Origin of the sequence: Streptomyces sp. NPDC018045 (assembly GCF_044327445.1) — a bacterium.
Taxonomy (GTDB): Bacteria; Actinomycetota; Actinomycetes; order Streptomycetales; family Streptomycetaceae; genus Streptomyces.
In genome coordinates this window covers 167,897-183,854 of the sequence record NZ_JBIRFL010000005.1, presented here as the reverse complement: position 1 = coordinate 183,854, position 15,958 = coordinate 167,897, and the positions used below count along the sequence as shown (strand labels likewise).

16 protein-coding genes are annotated in these 15,958 nt (G+C 70.1%); 3 read left to right on the top strand and 13 right to left on the bottom strand.

The genetic code is table 11. From position 1 onward, the window contains the following. Positions 1 to 8: 8 nt before the first annotated feature. The 7 genes from rplB to ACH4EB_RS14505 all read right to left on the bottom strand — a co-directional run bounded on the left by rplB (position 9) and on the right by ACH4EB_RS14505 (position 4,603). Positions 9 to 845 (bottom strand): 50S ribosomal protein L2, encoded by an 837-nt coding sequence (rplB, locus tag ACH4EB_RS14535; RefSeq protein ID WP_030016989.1) that lies wholly within the window; start codon positions 843 to 845, stop codon positions 9 to 11. A gap of 39 nt (positions 846 to 884) precedes the next feature. Beyond that, positions 885 to 1,208, bottom strand: a complete 324-nt coding sequence (gene rplW / locus ACH4EB_RS14530; protein ID WP_030016990.1) for a 50S ribosomal protein L23 — start codon at positions 1,206 to 1,208, stop codon at positions 885 to 887. Continuing rightward, complete coding sequence (rplD, locus tag ACH4EB_RS14525) at positions 1,208 to 1,858, bottom strand: 50S ribosomal protein L4 (RefSeq protein ID WP_398347789.1); 651 nt, start codon at positions 1,856 to 1,858, stop codon at positions 1,208 to 1,210. Before rplD ends, rplW begins: the two co-directional genes overlap by 1 nt. Before the next feature lie 8 nt (positions 1,859 to 1,866). Further along, positions 1,867 to 2,511 (bottom strand): 50S ribosomal protein L3, encoded by a 645-nt coding sequence (rplC, locus tag ACH4EB_RS14520; RefSeq protein WP_030016992.1) that lies wholly within the window; start codon positions 2,509 to 2,511, stop codon positions 1,867 to 1,869. Positions 2,512 to 2,525: 14 nt separating this feature from the next. Next, positions 2,526 to 2,834 carry a 30S ribosomal protein S10 gene (rpsJ, locus tag ACH4EB_RS14515; RefSeq protein WP_004571821.1) on the bottom strand — a complete coding sequence of 103 codons (309 nt, stop codon included), beginning with the start codon at positions 2,832 to 2,834 and terminating at the stop codon, positions 2,526 to 2,528. Between the two features lie 432 nt (positions 2,835 to 3,266). Continuing rightward, the gene (locus ACH4EB_RS14510) at positions 3,267 to 4,178 is read right to left on the bottom strand and encodes a hypothetical protein (protein ID WP_398347787.1); all 912 of its coding nucleotides are present in this window, start codon (positions 4,176 to 4,178) and stop codon (positions 3,267 to 3,269) included. Between the two features lie 146 nt (positions 4,179 to 4,324). Next, on the bottom strand, positions 4,325 to 4,603 hold the full coding sequence (locus tag ACH4EB_RS14505) for a hypothetical protein (RefSeq protein ID WP_030016994.1): 279 nt from the start codon (positions 4,601 to 4,603) through the stop codon (positions 4,325 to 4,327). Between the two features lie 771 nt (positions 4,604 to 5,374). Here ACH4EB_RS14505 and ACH4EB_RS14500 point away from each other — a divergent pair. The 3 genes from ACH4EB_RS14500 (at position 5,375) to ACH4EB_RS14490 (ending at position 9,908) form a co-directional block, all read left to right on the top strand. Then, entirely contained in the window at positions 5,375 to 6,724 is a 1,350-nt protein-coding gene (locus tag ACH4EB_RS14500) for an MFS transporter (RefSeq protein WP_398347786.1), read from the top strand. Between the two features lie 252 nt (positions 6,725 to 6,976). Next, positions 6,977 to 9,088, top strand: a complete 2,112-nt coding sequence (locus tag ACH4EB_RS14495) for a nucleotidyltransferase domain-containing protein (RefSeq protein WP_398347785.1) — start codon at positions 6,977 to 6,979, stop codon at positions 9,086 to 9,088. Continuing rightward, the gene (locus ACH4EB_RS14490) at positions 9,075 to 9,908 is read left to right on the top strand and encodes a TauD/TfdA family dioxygenase (RefSeq protein ID WP_398347784.1); all 834 of its coding nucleotides are present in this window, start codon (positions 9,075 to 9,077) and stop codon (positions 9,906 to 9,908) included. The genes ACH4EB_RS14495 and ACH4EB_RS14490 overlap by 14 nt, the downstream gene beginning before the upstream one ends. 71 nt (positions 9,909 to 9,979) lie before the next feature. On the opposite strand, the gene panD is transcribed toward ACH4EB_RS14490, so the two are convergent. From panD to ACH4EB_RS14460, 6 genes are all read right to left on the bottom strand, one after another. After that, entirely contained in the window at positions 9,980 to 10,405 is a 426-nt protein-coding gene (gene panD, locus ACH4EB_RS14485; protein ID WP_398347783.1) for an aspartate 1-decarboxylase, read from the bottom strand. A 195-nt stretch (positions 10,406 to 10,600) separates the two neighbouring features. Next, entirely contained in the window at positions 10,601 to 11,794 is a 1,194-nt protein-coding gene (gene tuf / locus ACH4EB_RS14480) for an elongation factor Tu (protein ID WP_398347782.1), read from the bottom strand. A gap of 159 nt (positions 11,795 to 11,953) precedes the next feature. Continuing rightward, positions 11,954 to 14,074 (bottom strand): elongation factor G, encoded by a 2,121-nt coding sequence (gene fusA / locus ACH4EB_RS14475; protein ID WP_398347781.1) that lies wholly within the window; start codon positions 14,072 to 14,074, stop codon positions 11,954 to 11,956. A gap of 39 nt (positions 14,075 to 14,113) precedes the next feature. Next, positions 14,114 to 14,584 carry a 30S ribosomal protein S7 gene (gene rpsG, locus ACH4EB_RS14470; protein WP_030017001.1) on the bottom strand — a complete coding sequence of 157 codons (471 nt, stop codon included), beginning with the start codon at positions 14,582 to 14,584 and terminating at the stop codon, positions 14,114 to 14,116. A gap of 2 nt (positions 14,585 to 14,586) precedes the next feature. Beyond that, a complete protein-coding gene (rpsL, locus tag ACH4EB_RS14465) occupies positions 14,587 to 14,958 on the bottom strand; it encodes a 30S ribosomal protein S12 (RefSeq protein ID WP_003948652.1) in 372 nt (123 codons plus the stop codon). A gap of 419 nt (positions 14,959 to 15,377) precedes the next feature. Next, complete coding sequence (locus ACH4EB_RS14460; protein ID WP_398347779.1) at positions 15,378 to 15,851, bottom strand: DUF1707 and DUF4190 domain-containing protein; 474 nt, start codon at positions 15,849 to 15,851, stop codon at positions 15,378 to 15,380. Positions 15,852 to 15,958: the final 107 nt, after the last annotated feature.

The window sequence follows — 15,958 nt, the reverse complement described above, 5'->3', positions numbered from 1 at the left end:
ACCCGCTCCTAGCGCTTCTTGTTCGTCTTGCGGCGGCGGACGATGTACTTGTTCGAAGCCTTCTTCGGCGAACGCGTACGACCCTCCTTCTGGCCCCAGGGCGAGACCGGGTGGCGACCACCGGAGGTCTTGCCCTCACCACCACCGTGCGGGTGGTCGACCGGGTTCATCACGACACCACGCACGGTCGGGCGGACGCCCTTCCAGCGCATACGGCCGGCCTTGCCCCAGTTGATGTTCGACTGCTCGGCATTGCCGACCTCGCCGACGGTGGCGCGGCAGCGCACGTCGACCAGGCGGATCTCACCGGACGGCATACGAAGGTGGGCCATGGAGCCCTCCTTCGCCAGCAACTGCACGGAAGCACCCGCGGAGCGGGCGAACTTCGCGCCGCCGCCGGGCCGCAGCTCGATGGCGTGGATCGTCGTACCGACCGGGATGTGGCGCAGCGGCAGGTTGTTGCCCGGCTTGATGTCGGCGCCCTGGCCGTTCTCAATCCGAGCACCCTGCACCAGGCCGCGCGGCGCGATGATGTAGCGCTTCTCGCCGTCGGCGTAGTGCAGCAGCGCGATGCGCGCGGTGCGGTTCGGGTCGTACTCGATGTGCGCGACCTTGGCCGGCACGCCGTCCTTGTCGTGACGACGGAAGTCGATCACGCGGTAGGCGCGCTTGTGGCCACCACCCTGGTGGCGAACGGTCACACGACCGGCGTTGTTACGGCCGCCCTTGCTGTGCAGCGGGCGGACCAGCGACTTCTCCGGCGTGGACCGCGTGATCTCGACAAAGTCGGCGACGCTGGAGCCACGACGGCCCGGGGTCGTCGGCTTGTACTTGCGGATACCCATTTCTCAGTCCTCGTCCGATTCCGGACGACTCGGACTCCGTTAGGAGACCGGGCCGCCGAAGATGTCGATACGGTCGCCCTCGGCGAGGGTCACGATGGCGCGCTTGGTGTTGGCGCGCTTACCGAAACCGGTGCGGGTGCGCTTGCGCTTGCCCTGGCGGTTGATCGTGTTGACCCCGGTGACCTTGACCGAGAAGACCGCCTCGACGGCCTGCTTGATCTGGGTCTTGTTCGCACGCGGGTCGACGATGAACGTGTACTTGTTCTCGTCCAGCAGCGCGTAGCTCTTCTCGGAGACGACCGGCTTGACCAGAAGGTCGCGCGGGTCCGAGAAGGACTTGCTGGTAACGGTCGCCTCAGTCATCAGGCGGCGCTCCCTTCGAGCTCAGCGGCCTTGGGACCAGCCACGAAGGACTCGAAGGCGGTCTTGGTGAAGACCACGTCGTCGGACACGAGCACGTCGTACGTGTTGAGCTGGCCCGGCTCCAGGATGTGGACCTGGGGCAGGTTGCGGGCGGACAGCCACGCGGCCTCGTCGGCGCGCTCGGCGACCAGGAGCACGTGCTTGCGCTCGCTGATCTTGCCGAGGAGAGCCTTGGCGGCCTTCGTGGAGACCTCGCCCTCGACCACGCCGGAGACGACGTGGACACGGCTGTTGCGGGCCCGGTCGGTGAGGGCACCGCGCAGGGCGGCGGCCTTCATCTTCTTCGGGGTCCGCTGCGAGTAGTCACGCGGCACGGGGCCGTGGACGACGCCACCGCCGGCGAACTGCGGCGCACGGGTCGAACCCTGGCGCGCGCGGCCGGTGCCCTTCTGGCGGTACGGCTTCTTGCCACCGCCGCGGACCTCGCCGCGAGTCTTGGTCTTGTGCGTGCCCTGACGGGCCGCGGCCAGCTGTGCGACGACGACCTGGTGGATCAGCGGGATGCTGACCTTCGCGTCGAAGATCTCCGCGGGGAGCTCGACGGTCCCGGCCTTGTCGCCTGCCGGCGAAAGGATGTCAATGGTGCTCATCGGTTACCTCAGGCCCCCTTGGCCGCGGTACGGACCAGGACGAGGCCGCCGTTCGGACCAGGAACTGCGCCCTTGATGAGCAGCAGACCCTTCTCCGCGTCAACGGCATGGACGGTCAGGTTCTGGGTGGTGACCCGCTCGTTGCCCATACGGCCGGCCATCCGCATGCCCTTGAACACGCGGCCCGGGGTGGCGCAGCCACCGATGGAGCCCGGCTTGCGGTGCACGCGGTGGGCACCGTGCGACGCCTTGCCGCCGTGGAAGCCGTGACGCTTCATGACACCGGCGAAGCCCTTGCCCTTGCTCTTGCCGGTCACGTCCACCTTGACGCCGGACTCGAAGGTCTCGGCGGTCAGCTCCTGGCCGAGGGTGTACTCACTGGCGTCAGTGGTACGGACCTCGACGAGGTGACGGCGGGGGGTGACGTCGGCCTTCGCGAAGTGGCCCTTGAGGGGCTTGTTCACCTTGCGCGGGTCGATCTCGCCGAAGGCGATCTGGACGGAGTCGTAGCCGTCCTGGTCATTGGTGCGCACCTGGGTAACGACGCAGGGGCCGGCCTTGACCACAGTGACCGGGACGACACGGTTGTTCTCGTCCCAGACCTGGGTCATGCCGAGCTTCTCGCCCAGGATGCCCTTGATCTGCTTAGCCATCTCTACTGCGCCTCTCAGAGCTTGATCTCGATGTCAACGCCGGCCGGAAGGTCCAGGCGCATCAGCGAGTCAACGGTCTTGGGCGTCGGGTCGAGGATGTCGATCAGGCGCTTGTGCGTGCGCATCTCGAAGTGCTCGCGCGAGTCCTTGTACTTGTGCGGCGACTTGATGACGCAGTACACGTTCTTCTCGGTGGGGAGCGGCACCGGGCCCGCGACCGACGCACCAGTACGGGTCACCGTCTCGACGATCTTCTTCGCCGACGTGTCGATGACCTCGTGGTCGTAGGCCTTGAGCCGGATGCGGATCTTCTGTCCCGCCATGGCTACTTCGTAGTCCTGTCTCTCGTAACGCTCTGGGACCCGGTACGTTGCCGTTCATCCACCGACCCACGCGGTCGGGCGTGTCGCGCTCCTTCCCGCAGATCCCCGCAAGGGCGATCCTTCGAGAAGGAAAACGTGGGGGATGAACACCCACCGGGCGCCTGGCTGAGGCACCCCGCTGACGCTTCCCGGAAGATTCCCGTACTTCCGCCCCTGATGAGGGACGACGAATACCTAGGACTCGCTTCCAGTCCTCCCGGCGGGAGGCGCGCAGCATCGGCACTCAACCGAGCAACCTGGACAGTGTGCCACATCAGCGGCGACCGCTGCCAATCGAGCGGGAGATCGTACACCGCGTCACACCGTGCGGGTGCACGGACCCGCCTCCGGCGTGCCGGGCCGGGCCGCGCGCGGAGCGCGACACCCCCGCGGCTAGGCCGCGATCGCCATCTGCCACTGGATGCGGGCGGACTCCTCCGCGAGACGGTCGTCACCCTCCACGGCGAAGGCCGCGTGCGGGAAGTCGCGGACCTGGCGGAGCCACTCGCCGACCGTCGCCGTCCCGGACACGGGGACGACGCGGCCCGAGCGGTCCGGGCCGCGGCTGGAGAGGACCGTGACGGTGAACTGGTCGGTCTCGGTCACCAGCACGACGTCGTGCGGGAACTGCGCGACCCGCTCCATCACCCCGCGGGCCGGCTCGCGGCCGTCGGCCACGACCAGGACGTGGTTGCCGTGCTCGTCCGTGGTCCCCTCGAACCCCGCCAGTATGCCCAGGAACCGGTTTATGTGGCGATTGCGCAGCTCGTCGATGACGCGCTGGCGGCCCTCCTGGAAGCCCGCGGTCGCGGCGAACCGGAACGTCAGCGAGACCCGGCCGGCCAGCGCCACGTCGATCTCCGCCATCTCCTCACGGGTGGGGTGGGCCGCACCGTCGTCGAGGCCGTGCGCGGCGAGCCAGCGGTTGACCTCCGGCCACAGCCACGCCTGGGAGCGCCCGACGGTCCCCTCGGCGGCCGGGAAGGGCGCGCCCTGGGCCTTGCGCACCCCGGCGACCCACTGGGCGACGTTCTGCCGGGAGCGCCCCGTGCGCTCGGCGATCTCGTGTATGCCGACCAGGTCGCGGTCGAGGCGGCGCACCCGCAGGCGCGGCACCGCGGCCCGCGCCGCGGAGGCCGCTTCGAGCGCGGCCCGGACCGCGCAGTCGCCGGGCCAGGCGATGCTGAGCAGATCGACGCCGCCGGCCCGCGCCAGGAGGGCGTCACAGGTCTCGCGCAGCGCATCGACGGCGTCCTGGTCGTCGACGGTCGCACCCGTGACGACGAAGGTGAAGTCGTAGTCCATGGCGGCGTCCCCCTAGTCCTTGGGCAGGGTTGCAGGTCTGTTGTCGTTCGTCAACAGACAAAGCATGACAAAGCCTGTCGCATCCCGCGCGGACAACTGTCGCAAAACGTACGGCCGCCCAACGCCCACCTCAGTTGACGCAACGGTCACGCTTCGCCGCGCGGCATCCCCGTGAGACTGCGGTTCGCCGCGTCCCCGGGCAGCGGGCACCGCGCCGCCAGCCGGTCGATCACGCGCGCGTGCGCGGTGGGGCTGCGCGGCGTGCCCGCCACCGGGATGACCGTGCAGCGCCCCGCACACGGGCAGTAGAGCCGCCCCCAGTGTCCGTCCTTGCGCAGCACCCACCCCCGGGCCGCCCACTTCTCCAGGACCCGCCGCACGTCCTTCTTCGGGTGATCGCAGGGCCTGATCTCGCTGCCGACCACCCGCTCACCGCCCGTCGGCGCGTACGGAAGGCCGCGGCGGCACGCGGCGCGGGCGCGGCTCCGGGGCGGCTTCCGGGGCGACTGGGGAGCCGGCGCTCGGCGGCGCGGCACGGGCGACGGGGTGAGCAAGAACCACGAGAGGCTGACTCCTCTGGTGCCGACTGGACTTCCTGGCGACGCCTGACCCCCTCGGCGCGAGCCGCTTCTCCCAGGCGGTGACGCTCCGACACCAGTACGTTACGCCAAATGACGGAAGGCCTCTCGGCAATTCGTGCGCGCCACACCCCGCAACCCGAACCGGCCCCGGACCTTCCGTACCCGCCGGGACACGGGACGGGGCGCACGCCCCTGTCCCGCTCCGGCTCACGACCGCGCGCGCCGCCGCGCCCCCGGCCGCCGAGCGCGAAAAGATATCCGCTTCGGCCGAAATGCACGCCGTATCGAACTGCCCGCACAATCCTACAGCTCACACGAAATGGAAGCCTTACGGCTGAAGCTGCGCACACGGCGACTACGCGGCACCGCCGAGGGAATCCTGAACCGTATCGACCGGGCGAGCGGGGAGGAGGATTTCATGCACCGTTCTCGGTACGGACACGGTTCTCGGCGTGTTTCCCCTTTTCGGTCCAGACATCCCTCTCGGCACAGCCATGCCTCTCGGTACGGACATGCCTCTCGGTACAGACGCCCCTCTCGGTACAGACGGGGAAATCCCGCACCCGTGTACGGACACGGAGGTCATGCGCCCCGGGCCTCCGCGAGGCGGCGGGCGTGACCGGGGCGCCGGGTCCCGCCTCCGCGCCGCTGCCGCCCGGCCGCGACCGCGGCTCCGCGCCCCGGACCGCGGTGACGTTCGGCTCGCTCCGCATCCGTAACTACCGGCTGTTCGCCGCCGGGCAGGCCGTCTCCCACACCGGTACGTGGATGCAGCGCATCGCGCAGGACTGGCTGGTCGTCGAGCTGACCGGCTCCCCCGCCGCCGTCGGGCTCACCGTCGGGCTCCAGTACGCGCCGATGCTGCTCCTCGGGCTGCACGGCGGCCTGATCGCCGACCGGCTGCCCATGCGCCGGCTGCTGCTGCACACCCAGGCCGCGCTGGGCGCGACGGGGCTGGTGCTGGCCGTGCTGGTGCTGTCGGGCCAGGTGCGCCCCTGGCACGTGTACGTCATGGCGGCCGTGCTGGGCCTGGTCTCCGTCGCGGACGCCCCCGCCCGGCAGGCGTTCGTCGGCGAGCTGGTCGGGGCGGAGCATCTGCGCAACGCGGTGAGCCTGAACGCCGCCACCTTCCAGACCGCGCGCCTGATCGGCCCCGCCGTCGCCGGCGTCGTGATCACGGTCGCGGGCAGCGGCTGGGCGTTCCTCCTCAACGGCCTCTCCTACCTCGCGCCGCTCGCCGCCCTGCTGCTCATGCGCCCCGGCGAGCTGCACCCGCCCGAACGCGCCCCGCACGGCAGCGGCCAGGTGAGGGCGGCCCTGCGGCAGGTCGGCCGCGATCCCGACCTGCTGTGGCCGATCGTGCTGGTCGCCTTCGTCGGCACGTTCGGGTTCAACTTCCCGGTCTGGCTGACCGCGTTCAGCGTGCAGGTCTTCCGTACCGGCTCCGGCGTGTACGGGCTGCTCAACACCCTGCTGGCGGCAGGGGCGGTGGCGGGGGCGCTGTGGGCGGCGCGCAGCCTCGCGCCGCCGCGGCGGGTGCTGACCGCGGCGGCGCTGCTGTTCGGCGCCCTGGAGACGGCCGCGGCGCTCGCCCCCGTCCTGTGGCTCTTCGCGGCCCTGCTGGCCCTGGTCGGCATGACCGGCCTGATCGTCACCGCCACCGCCAACGCGCACGTCCAGCTCCGGGCCGACGCGGCGACGCGGGGCCGGGTGATGAGTCTCTTCAAGATCGCGTTCATGGGCGGCACCCCGCTGTCCGCGCCGGCCGTCGGCTGGATCACCGAGACCTGCGGCCCCCGCGCCGGCTTCCTCACCGGCGGCCTGACCTCCCTCGTGGCGGCCGCCGGCATCGGCTGGGCCCTGTCCCGTACGGCGACGCCTGCGGAGCCGGACGAGACGTGGGGAAGCGGGCCGGAAAAGGAAACAGAAACGGGCGGGGACGCGGGCGCGGCCGCGAAGACGTGAAACCCGTAGGCGGCGGCGCATTCCCCGGCACCGGCTATTCATCCTCGCAGAGAAACCGCCGGACGGCCCGCCGGCCCCGGGAATGGCCAAAGTCCATACGGCGAACGCCGGCCGACCACTCACCGACACCTTCCCCCCACACGAAAAGCCCCGCCCCCATCAAAACACCCGCCCGGAAAAGAAACGCCCGCTACCGCCCCATGCCGCAAAACCCGAACACACCCGCCCGCGCACCGCCGGAGGAAAAACACCATGCCCATGAACCCACCGACCGCAGACCGTCCGCCGGCGGCACACCGGGTCATCGCCGTCAGCGGACCGGCTCACGTGGGCAAGGACACCCAGCTCCGTATGCTGGCCCGCCGTACGCCGCGGATCGAGATCTCGGCCCGCGCCGAGGAGCACGCCCCCCGGTGGCCCGCCCTCTGCGGTACGGAGAGAACCGGATGGTGGCTCGAAGGCGCTTCCCACCAGCGACTGGCGGACGTGCTCGCCGCTGCCTACCTCGCCCGCACCCGGCAGCCCCGGGCCGGTGACCTGATCTGCGTACGGCAGGGCCTGCCCATGCTGGAGGCGACGCTCGCCGCGGTCATCGCGGTGCGTGAGCGGCGCGGCCCGGCGCGCGCGGCACACGAGGCGCGCACGGCGCTCGCCCCGTACCTCACCGCGCTGCGCGCCGCCGAGGAGGCCGAGTACGGCATCGTCCTGCTGCACGACGAGGACCCCGCCCGCGGCGCCGCACGCTGCCTGGCCCGGTCCCCGGCCCCCGACGGCCTCCTGGCGGCCTACCAGGGGCGGCTGCACGAGCAGCTCGGCCGACTCGTCGACGAGGGACGGTTCGACACGGCCGTCGTCGTCGGCGACCGCCCGGCGATCGACGTCCAGCACGAGCTGCGCCAAAGCCTGCACCGGCGCTACCCGGCGGTCCCGGAGTGCGCGCTCTCCCGGGTCCGGGTGGTGGCGCTGGGCGGCGACTGCGACCAGGCGCGCGACGCCGCCGGCGAATACCTGCGCACCCGCCGCGGCTACGCCCGGCTGGACGCCGCACACCTGGCCGGCACCGCGGCGCACGACCCGGCCGGTACGGACGCCGACGCCGTCACGACCCGGGCCGAACGCATCGCCGACGGCCTCGACCGCTACTGCGCCGCGCACCCCTTCCTCGACCGCGTGAGCATCGAACCCGTACGCGACCGGGCCACCGTCGAGGAGCTGGGCAAGATCTTCGGCGACCGGCTGCACGCCCTGCGCCCCGATGCCGTGCCGGGACCGGCCACCGCCCCGGATGCCTTTGCGGGCGTCCGCGCACCGGACAGCGCCCCCGGAGAGGCCGGCCAGAACACCGCCGCAGCCTGGCCCCGGCTCCGTCTCCAGCGGCGGCTGGACCGCCTCGCCTTCGACGCGGCCTGGACGTTCCGGCCGCTCAAGCCCGTCTCCATCCACAGCCTGGGACTCCCGCCGTGCCTCGGCAGGTACCTGCGTGACCTGCGCGAACAGCTCACCGGGCGGTGGGCGTCCGCGGACCTGCTCGCCGTCACCGGCAGCGCGGCCCGCGGGACGTACCGGCACGGCTGGAGCGACCTGGACGTCCTCGTCCTGGCACCGCAGGACGGCCTGCCCCGGCTCCGGCGCGTCCGCACGGAGCTGGAACCCGTGCTGGAGGGGGTCCGGATGACCATGACGGTCCTCACCGAGGACGAGTTCCGCGCGGGCGCCCTGCCCCCGCGACTGCTGCACGTCCTCACCCTCAGCGGGGCGGGCGCCCTCGCGCCCCTGTGGTGCGCACCCGGCCTCGCCCTGCCCGTACCGGACGCCGTGACGTACGCGGACGTCAGCGTGCGCGACGGCGTCCAGGCCGCCGTCACCCTGCGCAAGCAGCTCCTGCTCGGCGAACCGGACCTGCGGGTGCTCTACAAGGCCACCGCGCTCCTCGCGAAGATCATGCTGCGGACGGAGAGCGGGGCCGAGTACCCCGCCGACGACCAGGCCATCACGGCCTTCCACCACCGCCAACCCGACGGCCTCGCGGACGCGCCCGGCGACGTACGCCACGACCGCGCCGGAATCGAGCGAATGGCCACCGCCGTACTCCGCGCCTGGCTGGCCACGCTCGCACCGACACCGACACCGACACCGACACCGCCGGCAGGGCCGGTACGGGGCCCCGGCCCCACCGCGACGCCGACAAGGAATGCCACACGCACGCCAGCACCGGACCGGGGCCCCACAGCGACACCGAAGCCGGCACAGACCGCCCCACCGACGCCCGGCCCTGCCCAGACCGCCCCACCGTCGAACGGCCCCGCACCGGAGGCCGAGGCCCCCGTACGGCGTCCGGAGGGCACCGGCCATGGCGGCACCTGACCAGCGCCGCCCGTTCGGCGCCGAGCTGTCCGTGGCGGCGCAGATCGTCCGGGTCCCCGCCCTGTGCTGCATGTCGGTGGCGCAGGAGCACCAGATGCTGGCCGCGTTCAACCGGTACGGCTTCGCCATCCTGCGCTGCGCGGAACGCTCCCGGAGCCGCCAGGACCTGCTCAGCCTGCGGCGGCGCTTCGGCACCCCGGTGCCGCACCCGCGCGCGGACCGCGACGGGATCGTGCCGATCAGCCCCGCCGAGCCGGTCGCCGGCTTCCTCGGCTCGACCCGCGCGGAACACCTGCTGCACACGGACGGCGCGTTCCGGGACCGCCCCGAGGCCCTGATCACGCTCCAGTGCGTACGGCCGGCCACCCGCGGCGGTCTGTCCGTCCTGGCCAGCGCCCAGGCGGCCTACGAGTACCTGGCGCGGCAGTTCCCCGGGCGGAAGGACGCGCTGACCGAGCCCGACGCGCTGACCATCACCCGTACCGACCAGACCAGCACCCAGCCGCTGTTCCGGCACCGCGACGGCGTCTGCACGCTGAAGTTCCGGATGGCGGACGGCGTGTCCCGGGTCGTCCCGCGCCCGGACGTCCGTGACCAGTACGCGGAGCTGTGCCGCTTCTTCGCCGCCCCCGCGAACCGGCTGAGCTTCAGGCTCGCCACCGGCGACGTACTGATCGCCGACAACACGGCCGTCGTCCACGGCAGAACGGCCGTCCCCGCCGGCCTCCCCCGCGTGATGCGCCGCCTCAACTTCGACGCCACCGGCCCGACCTGCCGCCACATGACCTTCGGCTTCCCCACGTCCCCGACCTCGACGTGAGCCGTGTCGGCTCGCTGGGCCCCTCGGCCTTCAGCCGCGACCAGGACAACAGCCGCGCGCCGGAGGACGGCTCACGTCGCCCGCACAACCGCCCCCGGGCTCCGCTCGTCCGTGCCGCCAGGTACCGGCTCCGAGGCGTCCGTGCCGACGGCGACGATGTGGTTGTCGGCGTTCACGTGGACGACGCGGGGGCGCAGGGCGCGGGCCTCGGTGTCGTCCATCTGGGCGTAGCTGATGAGGATGACCAGGTCGCCGGGGTGGACGAGGTGCGCGGCGGCGCCGTTGATGCCGAGGACGCCGGAGCCGCGTTCGCCCTCGATGATGTACGTCTCCAGGCGGGCGCCGTTGGTGATGTCGACGATGTGGACCAGTTCGCCGGGCAGCAGGTCGGCGGCGTCCAGCAGGTCAGCGTCGACCGTCACCGAGCCGACGTAGTGCAGGTCCGCCTGGGTGACGGTGGCACGGTGGATCTTGGACTTGAACATGGTGCGCAGCATGGCGTCGCTTCCGGGAGAAGGGTCGCGTCCCGACGGGGTACGCGCCGACCCGCACATGCTAGGCAGCCGGGGCGGGAAGCAGAAGGGCCCGCCCGCGATACGGCCGTGAACAGCGAGAAGCCCCGCTCACCCGAAGGTGAGCGGGGCTTCTCTGAGCGCTCGCAAGAGCTGCCGGGTCGCCCCGACCGTCAGGAATTACTTGACGATCTTGGTGACCTGGCCGGCGCCGACGGTCCGGCCACCCTCACGGATGGCGAACTTCAGGCCCTCCTCCATGGCGACCGGCTGGATGAGCTGGACCGACATCTCGGTGTTGTCGCCCGGCATGACCATCTCGGTGCCCTCGGGGAGGGTCACGACGCCGGTCACGTCCGTGGTACGGAAGTAGAACTGCGGGCGGTAGTTGTTGAAGAACGGGGTGTGACGGCCACCCTCGTCCTTCGACAGGATGTACGCCTGCGCCTCGAACTCCGTGTGCGGGGTGACCGAGCCCGGCTTGATGATGACCTGGCCGCGCTCGACGTCCTCGCGCTTGATGCCACGGAGCAGCAGACCGACGTTCTCACCGGCCTGGCCCTCGTCCAGCAGCTTCCGGAACATCTCGATGCCGGTGACCGTGGTCGTGGTCTTGTCCTGCTTGATGCCGATGATGTCGACGGTCTCGTTGACCTTGAGGACACCACGCTCGATACGACCGGTGACAACGGTGCCACGGCCGGTGATCGTGAAGACGTCCTCGATCGGCATCAGGAACGGCTTGTCGACGTCACGCTCGGGCTGCGGGATCGACTCGTCGACGGCGGCCATGAGCTTGAGGACGGAGTCGCCCCACTCCTTGTCGCCCTCGAGCGCCTTGAGCGCCGAGACCTTGACGACCGGAACGTCGTCGCCCGGGAACTCGTACTCCGAGAGGAGCTCGCGGACCTCGAGCTCGACGAGCTCCAGGATCTCCTCGTCGTCCACCATGTCGGCCTTGTTCAGGGCCACCACGATGTAGGGCACGCCGACCTGGCGGGCCAGGAGCACGTGCTCCTTGGTCTGCGGCATCGGACCGTCGGTCGCGGCGACCACGAGGATCGCGCCGTCCATCTGGGCGGCACCGGTGATCATGTTCTTGATGTAGTCCGCGTGACCGGGGCAGTCGACGTGGGCGTAGTGACGGTTCTCCGTCTGGTACTCGACGTGCGCGATCGAGATCGTGATACCGCGCTGGCGCTCCTCGGGAGCCTTGTCGATCTGGTCGAAGGCCGAGGCCTCGTTCAGGTCCGGGTACGCGTCATGCAGCACCTTGGTAATGGCGGCCGTGAGGGTCGTCTTACCGTGGTCGATGTGACCGATGGTGCCGATGTTGACGTGCGGCTTAGTCCGCTCGAACTTCGCCTTCGCCACTGGGGTCCTCCTGTGGAGTGGTTCTGTACGCCTTACTCATCGGCGCCAGGTGATCTTTGCTGGGGTGCCGGCTGCCGGGGTCCACCTCGCGGGTGGCGGGGACGGACCCCGGCAGACGGTGTCAAGCCTAAAGCGTGTTCCGACTCGTGCGAGACGGAGCTACTCGCCCTTGGCCTTCGCGATGATCTCCTCGGCGACGTTCCGCGGAACCTCGGCGTAGGAGTCGAACTGCATCGAGTAGCTTGCGCGACCCGAGGTCTTGCTGCGGAGGTCTCCGACGTAGCCGAACATCTCCGAGAGCGGAACCAGGCCCGTGACGAGCTTGGCGCCGTGGCGGTCCTCCATGGACTGGATCTGACCGCGTCGCGAGTTGATGTCGCCGATGACGTCACCCATGTAGTCCTCGGGCGTCGTCACCTCGACCTTCATCATCGGCTCCAGCAGGGCCGGGCTGGCCTTGCGGGCGGCCTCCTTGAAGGCCATCGAACCGGCGATCTTGAAGGCCATCTCGGAGGAGTCGACCTCGTGGAACGCACCGTCGAGCAGGGTCACCTTGACACCGGTCAGCGGGTAGCCGGCGAGCACGCCGAACTCCATCGCCTCCTGGCAGCCCGCGTCCACGGACGGGATGTACTCCCGCGGGATACGGCCACCGGTGACCTTGTTCTCGAACTCGTAACCGTCGCCCTCCAGGGGCGCGATCGCGATCTGCACCTTCGCGAACTGGCCGGAACCACCAGTCTGCTTCTTGTGCGTGTAGTCCAGGCGCTCGACGGCCTTGCGCAGCGTCTCGCGGTACGCGACCTGCGGCTTGCCGACGTTGGCCTCGACCCGGAACTCGCGCTTCATACGGTCGACCAGCACGTCGAGGTGCAGCTCGCCCATACCCGCGATGATGGTCTGGCCGGTCTCCTCGTGCGTGGAGACCTGGAAGGACGGGTCCTCCTCGGCGAGACGCTGGATGGCGACACCCAGCTTCTCCTGGTCGCCCTTGGACTTGGGCTCGATGGCGACCTGGATGACCGGGGCCGGGAAGTCCATCGACTCCAGGATGACCTGGTTCGACGGGTCGCAGAGGGTCTCACCGGTGGTGGTCTGCTTCAGACCCATGACGGCGACGATGTCACCGGCACCCACCGACTCGATCTCCTCACGCTTGTTCGCGTGCATCCGGTAGATCTTGCCGATGCGCTCCTTCTTGCCCTTCACCGAGTTGGTGATCTGCGAGCCGGCCTCAAGGCGGCCCGAGTACACCCGGATGAAGGTGAGCTTGCCCAGGTGGGGGTCGCTCGCAATCTTGAACGCAAGAGCGGACAGCGGCTCCTCCTCGGAGGGGCGGCGCTTGATGACCTTGTCCGCGTCGTTGACGGCGTGGCCCTCGATGGCCTCGACGTCCAGCGGCGACGGCAGGTAACGCACGACCGCGTCGAGCAGGGGCTGCACGCCCTTGTTCTTGAACGCGGTGCCGCAGAAGACCGGGGTGACGGTGGTGTCGCCGCCCTTGCCGGAGTTGATGGTGATGCGACGGATCGCCGCGTGCAACTGCTCCTCGGTGGGCTCCTGGCCCTCCAGGTACAGCTCCATCATCTCTTCGTCGTTCTCGGCGACGGCCTCGAGCAGCTTGCCGCGCCACTCGTCGGCGGCCTCGGCGTGCGTGGCCGGGATGTCGACGGTGTCGTACATCTCGCCCTTGGCGGCCTCGGCGGACCAGACCAGCGCCTTCATGGAGACGAGGTCGATGACGCCCTTGAAGTCCGCCTCGGTGCCGATCGGGAGCTGCATCACGATCGGGGTCGCGCCCAGGCGGTCCACGATCATGTCGACGCAGCGGTGGAACTCCGCACCGGTGCGGTCGAGCTTGTTGACGAAGCAGATGCGCGGCACGCCGTAGCGGTCCGCCTGGCGCCAGACGGTCTCGGACTGCGGCTCAACACCGGCAACGCCGTCGAACACCGTCACGGCACCGTCGAGCACGCGCAGCGAACGCTCCACCTCGACGGTGAAGTCGACGTGGCCCGGGGTGTCGATGATGTTGATGGTGTGGTCGACGTCGTTCAGCGGCCAGTGGCAGGTCGTCGCGGCAGACGTGATCGTGATGCCGCGCTCCTGCTCCTGCTCCATCCAGTCCATCGTGGCAGCGCCGTCGTGGACCTCACCGATCTTGTAGGAAACACCGGTGTAGAACAGGATCCGCTCGGTGGTGGTCGTCTTGCCCGCGTCGATGTGGGCCATGATCCCAATATTGCGGACCTTGGCCAGGTCAAGCGAAGTGGTAGCCATATCGGCTCAATCTTCTCTCGGTCTCGATGTGGGTAGCGACTACCAGCGGTAGTGCGCGAAGGCCTTGTTGGACTCGGCCATCTTGTGCGTGTCCTCGCGCTTCTTGACCGAAGCGCCGAGGCCGTTCGAGGCGTCCAGCAGCTCGTTCATGAGGCGCTCGGTCATGGTCTTCTCACGGCGGGCGCGGGAGTAGCCCACGAGCCAGCGCAGCGAGAGCGTGGCGGCACGGCCGGGCTTGACCTCGACCGGGACCTGGTAGGTCGCGCCACCGACACGGCGGGACTTGACCTCAAGGGTCGGCTTGATGTTCTCCAGCGCGCGCTTCAGCGTGATGACCGGGTCGTTGCCGGTCTTCTCACGCAGACCCTCCATGGCGCCGTAAACGATGCGCTCGGCGGTGGAGCGCTTGCCGTTCAGCAGGACCTTGTTGATGAGGGAGGTCACCAGAGGAGAGCTGTAGACCGGGTCGATGATGACCGGGCGCTTCGGGGCGGGGCCCTTACGAGGCATTCTTACTTCTCCTTCTTGGCGCCGTAGCGGCTGCGAGCCTGCTTGCGGTTCTTGACGCCCTGCGTGTCGAGGGAGCCGCGGATGATCTTGTACCGAACACCCGGCAGGTCCTTCACACGGCCGCCACGCACGAGCACGATCGAGTGCTCCTGCAGGTTGTGGCCCTCACCCGGAATGTAAGCGGTGACCTCGATGCCGCTGGTCAGACGCACACGCGCGACCTTACGCAGGGCCGAGTTCGGCTTCTTCGGGGTGGTCGTGAAAACACGCGTGCAGACGCCGCGGCGCTGGGGCGAACCCTCCAGTGCGGGCGTCTTGTTCTTCTCGACCTTGTCCTGCCGGCCCTTGCGGACCAGCTGCTGGATCGTAGGCACCGTTTCTCCGGTTTCTGTGTGCCAGTCTCGGTAAAGCTAACCTGGAACATTCACCGACCCACGCGGTCGGGTGTGTCGAATACTGCAGACCCCTCGCTGGAACGAGGACGGCGGCAGATTGCGGTGTCGAGACCCGGCTTCCGTACGGACGAGTGCACGCACGGCAGCCTGAGGACACCCCAGGCACAAGGTCAGAGCGTACCTACCGCATGGGCTGCGGTCAAAACAAATGCACACGCGAAGGACACGCCGGACTCCCCCGGCGCTGCGGCCACCGTAGTGCGATCAGCGGCCGGACGGAAGAAGGCTCCACCATCGCCGCGCGCGCCGTGACGGCCGCGGTACGGCGCCCGGAGCCGCCCCCGGGCGGGCCCGGCAGCCCCCGCGCCGCCGGCGCCCGAGACCCCCTTCCGGCGGTCTCAGACGTGCGTGACCCCCACCATCACCATGAGGATGAGGAACAGCAGCCAGCCGCTGAGACCCAGCCACCCCAGAACCAGCCCGGCGACCGCCTGACCGTCCCCGCGCTCCCCCGTACGGCGGATCTCGGCGCGCGCCTTGTGGCCCAGGATGACCGCGGGTATCGACGTCAGGCCCCACGTCACGGGCGTGAGGACGCCGCAGATCAGCGCGCCGGTCGCCGAACCGTTGGTCGGCGGCAACTGCTGCGCCGGAAGGAACGCCGGCGGCACCGCGGGACGGGGCGCGAACTGGGACTGCGGCACCGGCCCCTGCGGCAGGTCCGCCACCAGCATCTGCAGCTCGGCATGGGTCAGCGCCTGATACGCGCGGCCGATGCGCTGCTCGTACTCCTCCTGTGGAAGCCGCCCCTCGGCGAAACCGGCCTTCAGCACGTCCACCGCACGCTCGCGGTCGGCGTGCGAGGCGCGCATCGCCGGGACCTGACCGGGCCCATGGGCCGGCTGCCCGCCTTGCCACGGCGCCGGCTGACCACCCTGCCACGGCTGGAACGCCACTCTCAGCACCTCCCCCAGATTAG